The following is a 14,817-nucleotide window of genomic DNA, read 5'->3' as shown; positions in this document are numbered from 1 at the left end:
TATCTTTACCAATGGTTGGCTTTGTTGTTCCTAAAGAGCATGTGGAGTCGTTAAAAAATATACTATACAAAAAAACATTTAATTCTAAAGGTGTCTATGGAGAAAAGATTAACTCTTTTTTTGTTTGGTCTCATCCTGTCAATAGGTACAGCGATAGGTCAGACAAAAATCAATGGTACTGTATTTTCTCAGGCTGATAATGAACCCATTATCGGTGCGTCAGTCATGGTACAAGGTACTACGACAGGTACGATTACCGATATTGATGGTCATTTTTCGCTTGATGTTCCTGCAGGAAAGAAACTCGTAATCAGTTACATTGGTATGGTCACGCAAACTGTTGCTGCCAAAGATGGTATGAAGGTGAGTCTTTCCAATGATAATCACCAGCTTACAGAGGTCGTTGTGACAGGTATGACGCAGCAGGATAAACGCCTCTTCTCTGGTGCTGCTACAAAGATTGATGCTTCAAAAGCGAAACTCGATGGTATGGCTGATGTAAGCCGTTCGCTCGAAGGTCGTGCTGCTGGTGTGAGTGTTCAGAACGTGTCGGGTACGTTCGGTACAGCACCGAAAATCCGTGTGCGTGGTGCCACGTCAATCTATGGTTCGTCAAAACCGTTGTGGGTTGTTGATGGTGTCATCATGGAAGATGTTACTGAGGTCAATGCCGACAATCTCTCATCAGGTGATGCTGCCACGCTGATTTCTTCAGCTATCGCTGGACTGAATGCTGACGACATTGAGAGTTTTCAGATTCTGAAGGATGGTTCGGCAACTTCTATCTATGGTGCGCGTGCCATGGGTGGTGTGATTGTTGTTACAACGAAGAAGGGTAAGGCGGGTAGTAATCGTATCAGCTATACTGGCGAATACACCATGCGCCTACGTCCAAGCTACTCCCAGTTCAATATCATGAACTCCCAGGAGCAGATGGGTATCTACAAAGAGATGGCAGCTGACGGACTGTTCTCCTTCTCACGTACGCTTCGTGCAGCCACGAGCGGTATCTATGGTAAGATGTATAACCTCCTCAATACCTACGATTCCACCAACGGACGTTTCGGCATAGCACATACGGAGGAAGCCATCAACGACTATCTTCGTGAGGCAGAGATGCGCAATACCAACTGGTTTGAGGAACTGTTCAGAAACTCTGTGTCAATGAACCACTCTGTATCATTGTCTTCAGGAACTGACAAGGCACAGTACTACACCTCCTTCTCTTTCATGGACGACCCAGGATGGAGCGAGCAGAGTAAAGTGCGTCGTATGACCTATTCCATCAATGCCAACTATAATATCAGTAAGAAGGTGACGCTGAACCTTATTGGCAATACGGCCTATCGTAAGCAGCGTGCACCAGGCTCGGTAAACCAGGAAGTGGATGTAGTGTCAGGAGCTGTAAACCGTAACTTTGATATTAATCCTTACTCCTATGCTATCAACTCATCCCGTGCATTGGATCCTAATACGTTCTACGTGCGCAACTATGCACCATTTAATATACACAATGAGTTGGCAAACAACTTTATTAACTTCGATGTTCTCGACCTGAAGATGCAGGCTGAACTGAAGTACAAGCCTATCAGTAAGGTACAGCTTGCAGTCCTCGGGGCTTATAAATATTCTATTACTTCACAGGCTGCACAGATTAGAGAGCAGTCTAACATGGCAATGGCCTACCGTGCCATGGACGATGCTACGATTCGCAATGCCAACCCATGGCTCTACCTTGACCCTGATCAGCCTAACTCGCTGAAGTTCTCAGTGCTACCGAAGGGTGGTTTCTATAATGAGACCAAGTACCGCATGAACAGCTGGGACTTCCGTGCAACGGCAAGTTACAATGATGTCTTCAACGAGAAGCATATCCTCAACCTTTATGGTGGTATGGAAATCAATAACACCATCCGTACACAGAGCTATTTTGAGGGCGTAGGTATGCAGTATGGCATGGGTTATCTTGCCAACTATGACTACCATTATTTTAAGCATGCACTGGAAGACAATAACATGTATTACGACCTTTATAATAGCTATAACCGTGATGTATCGTTCTTTGGTACTGCTAACTATTCATGGAAGGGACGCTATGCAGCCAACTTCACAACTCGCTATGAGGGCAGTAACCGTTTAGGTAAGTCACGTAAAGCTCGTTGGCTTCCAACATGGAACGTGTCAGGCGTGTGGAATGCACATGAAGAACCATGGTTCAATAAGACTTTCAAAAACGCCGTGACACATGCCACGCTGCGTGCATCTTACTCGTTGACAGGTGACAAGCCTGCCGTTACCAACTCGCAGGTGATTATCCGAAGCAAGAATATATGGCGTCCGTTCGCTGTTGATAAGGAGTCAGGATTGCAGATTTCACGCTTTGCCAACCCTGATTTGACCTATGAGAAGAAGCATGAATTCAACCTTGGTGTCGACCTCGGCTTCCTAAACAATCGTCTGAACGTTGTCTTTGACTGGTACACACGTAATAACTATGATCTTATTGGTCCACGTACAACTAACGGAACAAAGGGAACTATCACCGAGTATGCCAACGTTGCCAGTATGAAGTCGCATGGTGAGGAACTTTCTATCTCAAGTAAGAATATCATGAAGAAGAACTTCCAATGGACAACCGACTTCATCTTCTCCCACGTGAAAACACGAGTTACTGCTCTTGACAGCCGTTCACGCATCATGTCAATGGTGAGCGGTTCTGGTTTTACCATGGTGGGTTATCCTTATCGTGCCCTTTTCTCATGGGACTTCAAGGGACTCGATAAGCACGGTATACCACAGGTTATCAACCAGGAGGGCAAGCTGACGACAAGTGGGGTAGACTTCCAGAGTTATGATCTTGACCATTTGGTATATGAAGGTCCTACTGACCCGACTGTTACTGGCTCATTCGGCAACACCTTCTCTTATAAGGGATGGCATCTGAGTATCTTCACCACCTATGCTTTCGGTAACAAGGTGCGCCTCGATCCTTTCTTTAGCACATACTATTCTGACATGTCAGCCATGCCGAAGGAGTTCCGCAACCGATGGACGAAGGCGGGTGATGAGGCTTACACAAATATCCCTGCCATTGCTGACCTGCGTTCTATCCAGCAGGACGGCTATCTGAGCCGTGCCTACAATGCTTACAACTATTCGACCGAACGAATTGCAAAGGGTGACTTCATCCGTATGAAGGAAATATCCCTGGCATATGACTTCCCTGTGCAGCTGGTACGGCATCTTGCACTCAGCTCATTGAGTCTAAAGCTACAGGCTACCAATCTCTTCCTGATTTATTCTGACAAGAAACTCAATGGTCAGGATCCAGAGTTCTTCAATTCTGGCGGTGTGGCACTGCCTGTTCCACGTCAGTTCACGCTGACACTGCGTCTTGGAATCTGATACATACAAAAACTATAAGGAGAAATTAAAATGAAAAAGATAAGTGTTTTGCTTTTTGGATTAGGTCTTCTGAGCCTTTCTTCATGCAACGAGTTCCTGGACAAGTTGCCTGATGACCGTGCCGAGGTGAACACCTTTGAGAAGGTAACGCAGCTCGTGTCCTCAGCTTATGCAACGGCTTCTCCAGGTTTCCTAATGGAATGGAGCAGCGACAATGTCACGGATAACGGTAAGACTTTCTATTATCAGCCGAATCAAGACCAGGTCTATCGCTGGAAGGAAGTCAACACGAACGGTAATGACGACCCGCGGCAAGTGTGGGGATATGCCTATTATGCCGTCGGTAATGCCAATCAGGCATTAGCTGACCTCAGCAAGGTGAAGGATGGTAATATTAATGCAGTGCGTGCCGAGGCTCTTCTTTGCCGTGCATGGGCGTTGTTCTGTCTGTCAAATGCTTTCTGTATGGCTTATGATGAGTCGAAAGCTGACAAGTACCTCGGTTTGCCTTATCCGAAAGAGGCGAACCAAACGGTTGACAAGCGTGGAACACTGCGTGAACTCTATGAGAATATCAACGCCGACATAGAAGCCGCACTGCCATATGTCAGCGAGGAGTATATGGCTGTTCCCAAGTATCACTTCAATCCACGTGCTGCCTATGCCTTCGCAGCTCGTTTCAACCTTTATTATCAGAAGTGGGATAAGGCTGCGGAGTATGCCTCTAAGGCTCTCGGTACACAGTCTGAAGCACTCATGCGTAATGTGGCACGTTACAAAACCCTGTCAGGAGGACGTAAGGAGATTCACGACAACTATATCAGTTCCAGTGAAAATGCTAACTTCCTGCTCCAGACGGCTGTCTCTTATTTAGGTTATGCCACCCGTTACAATTCCTTTGCCCGATATAATTTCGCCAACTTCCTCATCGACAAGGAAATCTACTGGGCTGAGATGCCTTGGGGCGTGGGTACGACCAATAACACGCTCTATGAGTCACATCTGCTCTACGGTTCCAACCAACAGGTGGTTTATCCGAAGCTGGCAGACGAGTGGGAATACACTGATAATGCCAAGAGCAGGGGATATTTGCATGTGGTCAACCCGGTACTGACGGCTGACGAGACGATTCTTGTCCGTGCTGAGGCTGAGATTATGCAGAAGAAATATACTGAGGCTCTGAACGATATGAACTCATGGATAGCGGTTCACTGTTCTCCCACTTATGGTAACATGACACGTCCTACGCTGACCGTTGCTTCAATTAAGGCGTTCTTCGACGGTCAGAAAACAGTACCAGCAGAGTTTGAAACAAGCGAAAGCATGGGTATAAAGAAGCCTTTGCATCCACAGGGATTTACAGTTGATGAGACACAAACCAATCTGCTCTATGCCTTGTTGCAGATGCGCCGCATAGAGACCTGCATGCAAGGACTACGTTTCATGGATATTAAACGCTATGGCATTGAGTTCCCTCATCTCATTGACGGCGAGAAGCCTATCTACTTCAAGGCTGGCGACCTTCGTGGTGCTTTACAGCTGCCAGCTGATGTCATTGAATCAGGAATGGAACCAAATCCACGTACGAATTAAACAAGAGGAGGAAATAACGTATGAAGATAATAAGATTCTTGCTCATCGCAGTGGTTATTGTTTTGGCTGCTGCATGTTCAAACGACGACGTCAACACAGCCAACTCCATCTTCCCTAAGCAGGGAACGACGACTGAGAAGACGGATTTCGATAAATGGTTGCGGAAAAACTATACCGATCCTTATAACATCCGCTTCAACTATCTCTATATTGACCAGAACAGTGACATGTCATATAATGTCAGTCCTGCTGACATCAAGAAGTCTATTGCACTGGCAAAGATTATCAAGCACGTGTGGCTCGATGCCTATACGGAGTTGATGGGTGCCGACTTCCTCAAGCAGCATTGCTTCCGTGAGTTCCAGCTCATTGGTTCGGCAGAGTATACCAGCAATGGGTCTATCGTCCTTGGATTTGCAGAGGGTGGTATCCGTGTGAACCTCTTCCAGGTGAATGCGATTGACCCTGCCAACATCTATATCGAGCAGTCGACACCGTACAGTACGTCCAATGCGTTCGATTTGAACCGTGCTTACTTCCATACGATGCACCATGAGTTTGCACATATCCTTACGCAACTGAAAGACTATTCAACTGATTTCCGTACCATCTCAAAGGTATATCACTCTGCCGACTGGGTGAACGTGACGGATAAGAAGTCGGGAGCTGAAGGATTCGTGACGGGTTATGCCAGCAGTGAGTACAATGAAGACTTTGCCGAGGTATTCTCCTGCTATGTAACAGATACTGATGCTATGTGGCAGAAGCGTTTGGCGCAAGCCGTGACAGCTGCAAATGGAGACGAAAGCGGTAAGAAAGCTATTCTTGCTAAATTGAGTATTATACGCACTTACCTCAAGGATTCATGGGGTGTTGACATCGACAAGCTGCGCACCATCGTATTGCGCCGTGCGAATGAAGTGAGTACACTGGATCTCGAAACTTTAAATTAAGACTTAGAATATGAAAAAGATATTTTGTTTACTGTTTGCTTTGCCAGCACTCTTCCTCGTGGCTTCATGTACGCCAGAGGTGGAGGACGCTTTTGACAAACCGTCTGCTGAACGTATTGCCGAGGCTATCAAGAATACAAAAGATATTCTCGTGGCTGCCCCGAACGGCTGGAGAATGGACTATCAAGGCTCTGGCGGTTTCGGTGGTTACAATATCCTCTGCAAGTTCGGAGCAGATAACAATGTGAGCTGTGAGGAAGAAACGCAGAACATCAAGAGCACATCACACTATACGGTGCTACAGGGGCAGGGCGTACTCCTTACCTTTGACTCTTTCAATGCTGCACTACACAAGTATTCCGACCCTGTTGGCAACCTCAATGGAAAGAAGGTTGGAAAGGACGGTAAAGGTTTCTTGGGCGACTTTGAGTTTCGGGTTATGTCATGTAGCAAGGACAGTGTCGTACTGAAAGGACGCAAGCATGGTGACCGTGTCGTCATGACGCCGATGCCAGAGAAGCTCACATGGGATAGCTACTTCAGTCAACTGTCAAGTGTCATTCAAGCGATGTATGCCGAGCATTATAATATTATCATCGGAAACGATACCTTCCCGGCAAGGATGAATCAGCACACGCTGCATGTAACAGATGCTGCTGGAAAGGAGGTTGTCATCCCTGTCATCTATACAACGAAGGGACTCAGGGTGATGCAGGATAAATCGCTGAACGGTAAGAAGCTGACTAACTTTATATATTCCACTGATGATAAGTGGCTCGAAGAGAATGACAAGACCATTCAGCTACAACCTCGTGCTACAACACCGCTTGAAGCATTCTTTGCTGATAACTGGACTATTAACGTGGGTTATAGTAGTACTGCGGAGATGACTATCTGGAAAACGGCAGCTGCTTATGATTTAAGTCAGAATATGCAGATTTATACAATCTACTTCACCACGCAGCCTGGCTTCCTTAGCTTGGCAGAGTATGTGGGGAATGCCTGGGGCGACATCAGAACGAACTATAGTACCAGTGGTACTGACCAGCTCACCATCAAAGGCTTCAAAATTAATACAAAGGGGACTGCTGGCGAGAAGAACGGTGCTGTCTTCTATAACAAGTATAAGATGGATGAGATTGCCAAGACCTTCCTGGTTAACGGTGCTCCTACGACCTATACGCTCACAATCGATAATCCTAAGAAACCTACGATGTTGCGCATGACGAGCAATAGCGACTATAATGTCTCTTTCGTCTTTGATAGAGGTCTCTGGAGTGTAGACTTCTAATGCTCTCATAAGAACTTACTAAAGTTTCTCACCCCTCTATTTCATGGGTATTCCAACCAAACTGCTTTGCGAATACCCATGAACGTGAGTCCTTAACACTTGTCTAAAATATGTTTACGGTTGTGAGCTTTTCTTGTTGCCTGTCTTCCAATGCTTTGATCATAATCTCAAAGTTGTTCCGTATTTCTGAGTCGGTGACTATTAACTGCCCTATCTCACTAACAGAGAACCCAAGAACGTCACAAAGAGTAGCAAGCAACCTCTCTATGCACTTTAGCACACGATGCCATAATGTAAGTGCCATGACATCATCTTCCATGTCAGCAAACAATTCACCCATGGTCTCATACTCTGACATCCGTTTTTCTAACGACATCACTATATATGTAATGTGGCAGAGCGTTGCATCAGCAATCTGACCATCAAAGTCTCTCCCCATGTATGAGCCGAGTCCGAGATGTCCTTTTGTCTCCTTGTTGACCACTTCAATGTTCCATCGTATCTGGTATAACTCGAAGGCACGCACAAAGCTCATCGATAAATCAGTACTAAGCATGATATTCCAAGTCTGTCGACGTCCATATCTAATCAGGTATATCCTGACTGGTATATTTCCCAGACAGCCCCTCAACTCAATGTACTGACACTTGTACTTCCGGCAGCATTTGGTACGTCTTGCATACATTGCTACGAGCTCAGCGGCATTATGTTGCTTATTCTCCACAAAGTACTTTGTCTTTCCCATCTTTGCAAGACCGATGTAGTGTATAGCTCCGTTGCCTACTCTCCTGATTTCCTCAATGAACTTCTCGCAGGCAAACCAACTATCCGCCAAGGCATAATGGGGATGAATACCACTCTTCCACATGCGCTGGAGCATCCTTGTGGCGGAGTCCATCTTGCTCATACCGCACTCTTGATTCCGCTCATACGCTGGGCTCTCTTTCATGCGCCTCCTGGAGAATCTACTGCGGAGTGCCTTCTTGCCAAGTCCGCCGTCCCCTTTCTTTCCTAGTTCCTCATGGATGGAGAAGTCGAACGGCAGAGAGGACTTACCATCGAAGAACAGGCACAAAAGAAGCTTGTAGCCCAGAACATAGTTCATTTGTACATGGTCGAAAACCTTGGTAATATGCTCAAACTTCCTACCAGTCTTTTCCAAGGTTGTATCGTCAAATATGACACAGGAGTTCTCGCTCTCTGTCTGAATGCCATTCTTCCGGAGAATGCATTCAAAACGAAGAACAGTATAGCTAAGCCAACGACGCCAATTCATTGTCTGCCTGACCATCATACGATAATAGCAGTTCTTTCCAGTGGTGAGAAGATTGTAGAAATTCTTCTTGTATATGGAGTGTATCGTCTCACCATTAATACGGAAAAGACAAAGGGAAAGAATCAGTTGAACAGCGGAGATACCATCGTGTTTCTCCAAAGAAAGCCTACAGAGCAGACGTCCAAAACCAAATTTTGAGAAAAGTGAGAGAATATCGCTACTCATCTTACTTTTAACACTTAAAAGCTTGGATATCTCGCTTAAATTGTCTAATTTTGCATCCATAACAGTTACTCTTTAATTTGTTGATAATCAATGTAATAAAGCACCACAAAGTTACCAATAATTATTGAGAAACTGTTGTTTTAAGCCAACTTTTTGAGGGTGGGAAACTTTAGTTAAGTAATTAAAAACTAACAAAAAATGGCTACAACGAGTGTAACCTCTTGGGCAAATCTGTGGCAGAAATTCCTACAGTTTATTAACAAAACGAATGTGTTCAAAGGATTCTCTTATCAGAGAAGATGTATAGGACAAGTCGTGTCAGTACTTGGCATTTGTTTTTTGATATTCCAGTCGGTAAATGCGCAGAACTTCAGAATTTTGCGTGATGTGAAGATCAATGAGACTATCCTTGACCTTTCGCAGACAAACTGCACGATAATTCCTCGCAATGCTATGCACTCTTGCCATCGTCTCACATCGTTAACGCTTCCGCCTTGTCTCGATTCTATTGGTACACAGGCGTTCTTTGCTTGTGACGGAATCAGTGGAAAACTATATTTCCCAGCAACTACACGTGTGGTAGATGCATCAGCCTTTAATGGTTGTCGTCAGTTGACAGATTTGTCTTTCGACGGCTCTACACGTATAGGTGCTTTCGCTTTTGCTAATTGTCGTGGACTTCGTGAAGTTCGTCTCTCGGCAGTTGTTCCTCCTGCTTGTGCTGACAATGCTTTTGATGGTATAGATCTTAGCCGTGTGAGACTCATCGTTCCTGCTCAAGCAAAGAAGGCATATCGTAACGCACCGGGCTGGCGCAACTTCTTCGCACGTCCAAGGATTGAGAATGTATGCGACCCAGAGAATCTCCTCGTACCTCGTCCTCTTAAGTTGGAAGTTTACAAAAATAGTCTTCCTCTCAAATGGAAGGATGTTATTGGGGTAGAGGCTTCACCCGAATTGAATAATGAAAAGATGCAAGCTGAGCGTATCCTTGGTGAGCGAACAGCATATAGGAAGGGACGTAAGACAGGTCTGATGGTGTGTCTGGCACTTGATAAGTCGCTTACCAATGATGAGGCTTACACCTTACAGGTGAATGATAAGGGAGTAACAATCAAAGGACGTACAGCAACAGCGGTGTTCTATGGATTGATGACACTCGAACAACTCTGTATTGGTAATGGTGTTTCCTCACGTTCAGTGAAGATTCCTGCGCTCAATATTGTGGACGAACCACGTACGGCAATCCGTGAATTAATGGTTGATCCAGTGCGTCATTTCATTCCGTTTGAGGATTTAAAGGGTTTTATCGTTGAGATGGCACGCTATAAGTTTAACGCACTTCATCTTCATTTGGTAGACGATCAGGCATGGCGTATAGAGATAAAGAAATACCCAAAACTCATTGAGGAGGCTTCTGACCGTGTCGGAATGGATGACATGCCAGAGCGTATCAGCGGTTATTATACTCAAGAGCAGATGCGCGAATTGGTTCGTTTTGCAGCCCAGTATCATGTTATGGTGATTCCAGAGATTGAACTCCCTGGGCATGAGGTAGCTGCTATTCACTGTTTTCCACAGCTTTCTTGTGCTAAGAGACCTGTGCCTATTCGTTTAACTTGTGGTGTGAGCAATGAGTTACTTTGTCCTGCGGAACCCTTTGTTTACGAATTTCTCGATAACGTCCTGACCGAGTTAGCCGATGTGTTTCCTGCCCCATACGTTCATTTGGGCGGTGATGAGGCTGGGCAGCCACCATTGGGCGCATGGTCAGATTGTGCTGCTTGTACGGCATTGAAGCAGAAGGAAGGATACACAGAGAACTGGCAATTACAGCAATATCTCTTTGACCGAGTAATTGATAAACTTCATTCATTAGGAAAGACACCAATGTACTGGTATGAACAGGAGTTTAAGACGATTCAGCTGGGTTGTGTGGTTTATGCATGGAGACATGGTCTGACGAAGACAGCTATTGATGCTGCCGTACGTAATCAGGCGAAGATAATGCTCTGTCCGGGTGAACACTGTTATCTTGACTATCCACAGAATCGTGGCGATATGCCTGAGAAGAACTGGGGTATGCCTGTTACTACGCTTGAACAGACCTATCGTCTTGACCCAGCATGGGGGCAGGATAGTGGGTTTGTTCGTGATAATCTGCTCGGAGTGAGTGGAACGCTTTGGAGTGAATGTATCAATTCAACAGAACGAATTTATTATCAAGCTTTCCCACGTGCAGCCGCTTTGGCTGAGGCTGGATGGAGTGTTCCAGAACGTAGAAGTTATAAGGAGTTCCTCACACGAGTTCGTCCGTTGACAGATGATATGCAACGGCGTGGGGTTGCGGTAAACGTAAGATAAGCGCAGCTTGCTTGTGACAAAGAAGTATACTTTTAAAAAGGTCTACCCTTTTCGACAAAAGGTAGACCTTTTATAGTAAAATGGTCAACCCTTTTTAGAGAAACAGTCGACTAATTAAAAAAAACAGTCGACTGATTTTTCAAATCAGTCAACTGTTTTTGAGAGCATGTTTGATTATGCTAAAATCCAATGGTCATTGCCTTTGGCGAAAGCAGGCCATGTACATTTTATGAAAAGAACTCGTTATAGATTGAAACTGACGCCTGCAACGACCCATGCGCCTGGCTGTGGAACATTGCCATAGTCAACGTAATGGGCACCAAATAGGTTGTTTGCTTCAATATATGCCGTCCACTTCTTTGCATTCCAAGTCATACGACTATCAACAACGCCATAGCTCTTGTAACTTTGTCGCTGGTTGTTCGTGTCAATATAGTTTCCCATACGATGTTGAAAGCGATAGTAGAAACCAAGGTCAAGATTGCGCCAGAGGTTCAGCTGGAGATTGCTGACCAACTTATTCTTCAGATACTCTAAAGCATACTTGCTCACGTAGCCTATGTCTTCTACTTTGTCTTGGTTGATATAGCTATAAGCCACTCCAAATTTCTTGAAGAATCGTTGTGATGGGAAAAGCTGATGGAGGTCGAAGTCGATTGAGGCTTCTGCTCCGAAGTCATTTATCTTACCGAAGTTGACGCTCTTCCAGATTAATGCTCCGTTGGCATCTAAGGTGCCGTCACTAATCCAATCAATGAGGTTCTTGTGATGATTCCAGTAAACACTTGCCTTCGCTGTGACACCGTTGTTGTCGTATTTTACACCTGTCTCAAATGCTGAAAGCTCTTCTGGGCGAAGATGTTTGTCTGCTTTATGACCGCCAACAGAATAGAATAGCTCTGTAAATGAAGGCATACGGAGTGATGCGTTATAAGAGGCATATACTTTCCAAGCGTTGCCTATACGATAACTTGCATCCAGTCCAGGATAAACATGCATGGGCATATCAGCCTGACTGTTCTTGACAGCGGTCAAACCAGCTGACAGCGTGAAGCGGTTAAGGATAATGTTATGCTCAAGGGCAAACTGAATATTTGTGCGGTTCAGTCCGACTGTATAGTCTCTATCTGTTCCATGGATATGTTTTGGACGTGAGAGAGGCTCACCGAGGTTGCCACTTACGAGATCTTCATTGCGTAGCTCGGCGGCGAAGGCGGTACGTCCAAGTGTCCAATCAAAGTAAGCATTGAGGTTGACACCATAGATATCTGTGCGATGATAGTTGAAAGGGTACTTATTGTTTGCACCACGGAAGAGCTCAAAGCGATCCATATTCCTATTCCAATAAATGGCAGGACGGATATGGAAACGTCCACGAAGGTTCTCTGCTTGAATGGCAGTGAAGGTTTTTAACGTGTGTTCAAACTGGTCATCAAACTTTGAAGAGTAGAATGTGTTAGAACCAAAGTCCTTTATACTTATACCTGTATGCCAGCGAATGGCAATGTCTTCATCCGTGTAGTTACCTTGATAAAAGACTTTTGCTGTACGATAGTCAGCGTTTAGATTGCCTACCTTGTTGCGAAGATAACCATCGCTGTGGGTGTAAGAGGCTGATAGCTGATTGTTCCAACGGTCTTTTGAAGTAATGTTTCCACGTACGCCAGCACTAAGATAGCCGTATGAGCCACCTTCAATATGGGCAGAGAGACTTGTCTTCTGTGGAGTTCGGGTTACGATGTTTATAGCACCTAATAAAGAAGATGTACCATAAACGCGGGCTGCTGGTCCCTCAAGGACTTCTATTCGTTCGATTTCACTAATGTCAACGGGGAAATCGAAGGCGTTATGACCTGTTTGTGCATCACAGATGTTGATACCATTGAGGAGGACTGTGATTTGTTCTGAGTTGCCACCTCGGATACTTACGTCAGTTAAGGCACCTAAAGGACCTTTCTGTCGGACGTCGACTCCGGCGGCATACTTTAGCAAATCGTTTACACTTTGTACCGGTGCCGCCTGGATATCCTCACGACTCAGTACAGTTACCATTCTCGCTTGCTGACTAACTGTCAGTGGTGCTCGCGTTCCTGTCACGTTCACTTCCTCCATCATGACGCCTCTGTTGGTGATAGTTGAGTCCATCTCTGCCTTCTCTGTCTCAACGCTAATGCCTTTGGCAGTAGCATTTTGTAAGGTAGCGACGCTCAGTACACCAATCAGTACCTCTTTGCCAAGAACAGCAAAGAGCGAATAGCCGTGGTTGGTGAAGTGTTTGAACTTCAGAACGCTGCGTTTTTGAAATGTTGGTTTGTACATAATATAATTAAAGAAAACGTCGGAAAGGGGGTGTTCCCTTACCGGCAAACGAGTGCAAAAGTACTAAAACTTTTTGTAATGGCGAGGAATTATCCGTATTATTCGCTGTTGTGAGGCGGACAGAACGTCATTGGTCAAAACAGAAATTATGTGTCATGACCTTATAATATAATGATTGTAATTCCCTGTAGCTTCATAGATTGTCCATATATTCCCTTTAGAAAGTTCGTAAGTTGCATGTAAAGAAAAACCTTGACAGGGTTTGGGAATAGTCTGGTTAGTAATCCCAGTCAAGTTAATAGAGTTTCTTTTTGAATTTTTTAAAAGGAATATTGTTTTTTTTTGTTCAATTATTTGGAACTAATCATTTTATTTTCTATATTTGCGACATAGATTTGACTATTACTTTAACAGAAGCTGCATTATTTATATAACTAAATAACTAACGGACATGACAGGATTTATACAGGTTCTATCTTGTCAATCTGTCCATTTAAAGAACCTAACTAAAAACTTAACACTATGGGAGTAACTGGTAAAACTATCAGCGCGTTGCAAGGACTTCCTTTTAACAACTTAATTGGTGGACCGTTGAATGCTTGTATCTTGGCACAGGCAGAGGCAGCACAGACTACGGTGAATTTTATTCAAGAGGTGGGTCTGAATCAATTGGAGGATGGCACGAAGGAGGCTATCTATGTGTATTTTAACTTTATACAGAATGGACGAAAGGTGACCATCAGCGTGCCCCTGCTGACGATTCTTCCTATTCCGTATATTGCTATCAATTCTATTGACATCAACTTCAAGGCAACTGTCACTGGTGTTGAAAACACTTCTTTTACTGATGAATATTCAAGTGAGTATAAGAGGGATTACACAAGAAATACAAAGAGATGGTTTAAGAGAAAGACAACCAGTCTGCAGACTTCTTATTCTTCTAAACACGATTCCAAAAGTACGCAGGATTCATCATTCAGTATTGAAACCACTATAGACGTGGCTGTGCATGCCGGTCAGGAGTCTATGCCTGCAGGTATGGCAAAGATTCTTGAAATGTTAGGTGCTGCAATGGATCTCTGCTCACCAGATGGAGAGTTGACTGTAAACGATACCATGTTCTATGTGGAAAAAGGCAAGACAGCAAAGGTTATCGCACAGTATAAGACACCTGCTGGACTGTATGATTCTTCTGGTATCACCTGCTCGAATGGTGCTGCGGGTACGGAAAATAAGATGGAGAAGACGAAGGAGTTTGAACTGGCTGTAGGTGCTCATAAGATTCTATATGGTGATGCACATGCAATAGAGATAAAGGTTGCAGAGTCTGCAGCACCTGTTGCTCCTGCTCAGCCGAAGTAATATCTCCTCGAAAGTATTGTTCATTTATT

General features: G+C 44.7%; 8 protein-coding genes. 6 read left to right on the top strand and 2 right to left on the bottom strand.

The features are described from left to right. Positions 1-96 precede the first annotated feature (96 nt). Genes J5A56_RS01705 through J5A56_RS01690 form a run of 4 tightly spaced genes read left to right on the top strand, consistent with a single transcriptional unit; the run spans position 97 to position 7,242 of the window. A complete protein-coding gene (locus J5A56_RS01705) occupies positions 97-3,405 on the top strand; it encodes a SusC/RagA family TonB-linked outer membrane protein (RefSeq protein WP_021672777.1) in 3,309 nt (1,102 codons plus the stop codon). Between the two features lie 30 nt (positions 3,406-3,435). Then, a complete protein-coding gene (locus J5A56_RS01700; protein WP_021672776.1) occupies positions 3,436-4,998 on the top strand; it encodes a RagB/SusD family nutrient uptake outer membrane protein in 1,563 nt (520 codons plus the stop codon). 20 nt (positions 4,999-5,018) lie between these two features. Then, positions 5,019-5,951: a zinc-binding metallopeptidase gene (locus J5A56_RS01695; RefSeq protein WP_021672775.1), complete on the top strand. Its 933-nt coding sequence runs from the start codon at positions 5,019-5,021 to the stop codon at positions 5,949-5,951. 10 nt (positions 5,952-5,961) lie between these two features. Further along, positions 5,962-7,242 carry a DUF4302 domain-containing protein gene (locus J5A56_RS01690; RefSeq protein ID WP_021672774.1) on the top strand — a complete coding sequence of 427 codons (1,281 nt, stop codon included), beginning with the start codon at positions 5,962-5,964 and terminating at the stop codon, positions 7,240-7,242. 103 nt (positions 7,243-7,345) lie between these two features. Here J5A56_RS01690 and J5A56_RS01685 read toward each other — a convergent pair whose 3' ends face one another. Further along, positions 7,346-8,803, bottom strand: coding sequence for an IS4 family transposase (locus tag J5A56_RS01685; protein WP_211815464.1), 1,458 nt, complete (start codon positions 8,801-8,803; stop codon positions 7,346-7,348). A 138-nt stretch (positions 8,804-8,941) separates the two neighbouring features. Between J5A56_RS01685 and J5A56_RS01680 the strand changes: the two genes are divergently transcribed. Beyond that, the gene (locus tag J5A56_RS01680) at positions 8,942-11,107 is read left to right on the top strand and encodes a family 20 glycosylhydrolase (RefSeq protein ID WP_021671144.1); all 2,166 of its coding nucleotides are present in this window, start codon (positions 8,942-8,944) and stop codon (positions 11,105-11,107) included. A 243-nt stretch (positions 11,108-11,350) separates the two neighbouring features. On the opposite strand, the gene J5A56_RS01675 is transcribed toward J5A56_RS01680, so the two are convergent. Further along, complete coding sequence (locus J5A56_RS01675) at positions 11,351-13,426, bottom strand: TonB-dependent receptor plug domain-containing protein (RefSeq protein ID WP_021671143.1); 2,076 nt, start codon at positions 13,424-13,426, stop codon at positions 11,351-11,353. A gap of 522 nt (positions 13,427-13,948) precedes the next feature. Here J5A56_RS01675 and J5A56_RS01670 point away from each other — a divergent pair. Beyond that, positions 13,949-14,788, top strand: a complete 840-nt coding sequence (locus J5A56_RS01670; RefSeq protein WP_021671141.1) for a DUF2589 domain-containing protein — start codon at positions 13,949-13,951, stop codon at positions 14,786-14,788. The last annotated feature ends 29 nt before the right edge of the window (positions 14,789-14,817 follow it).

Source organism: Prevotella melaninogenica, assembly GCF_018128065.1.
Classification (GTDB): domain Bacteria; phylum Bacteroidota; class Bacteroidia; order Bacteroidales; family Bacteroidaceae; genus Prevotella.
Note: the sequence above shows the minus strand (reverse complement) of the source record. Positions and strands in the feature narration are given on the sequence as shown.

Coding starts and splice junctions, on each gene's coding strand:
- J5A56_RS01700 (WP_021672776.1), top strand. CDS start 3,436: ATGAAAAAGATAAGTGTTTTGCTTTTTGGATTAGGTCTTCTGAGCCTT.
- J5A56_RS01695 (WP_021672775.1), top strand. CDS start 5,019: ATGAAGATAATAAGATTCTTGCTCATCGCAGTGGTTATTGTTTTGGCT.
- J5A56_RS01705 (WP_021672777.1), top strand. CDS start 97: ATGGAGAAAAGATTAACTCTTTTTTTGTTTGGTCTCATCCTGTCAATA.
- J5A56_RS01680 (WP_021671144.1), top strand. CDS start 8,942: ATGGCTACAACGAGTGTAACCTCTTGGGCAAATCTGTGGCAGAAATTC.
- J5A56_RS01675 (WP_021671143.1), bottom strand. CDS start 13,426: ATGTACAAACCAACATTTCAAAAACGCAGCGTTCTGAAGTTCAAACAC.
- J5A56_RS01670 (WP_021671141.1), top strand. CDS start 13,949: ATGGGAGTAACTGGTAAAACTATCAGCGCGTTGCAAGGACTTCCTTTT.
- J5A56_RS01690 (WP_021672774.1), top strand. CDS start 5,962: ATGAAAAAGATATTTTGTTTACTGTTTGCTTTGCCAGCACTCTTCCTC.
- J5A56_RS01685 (WP_211815464.1), bottom strand. CDS start 8,803: ATGGATGCAAAATTAGACAATTTAAGCGAGATATCCAAGCTTTTAAGT.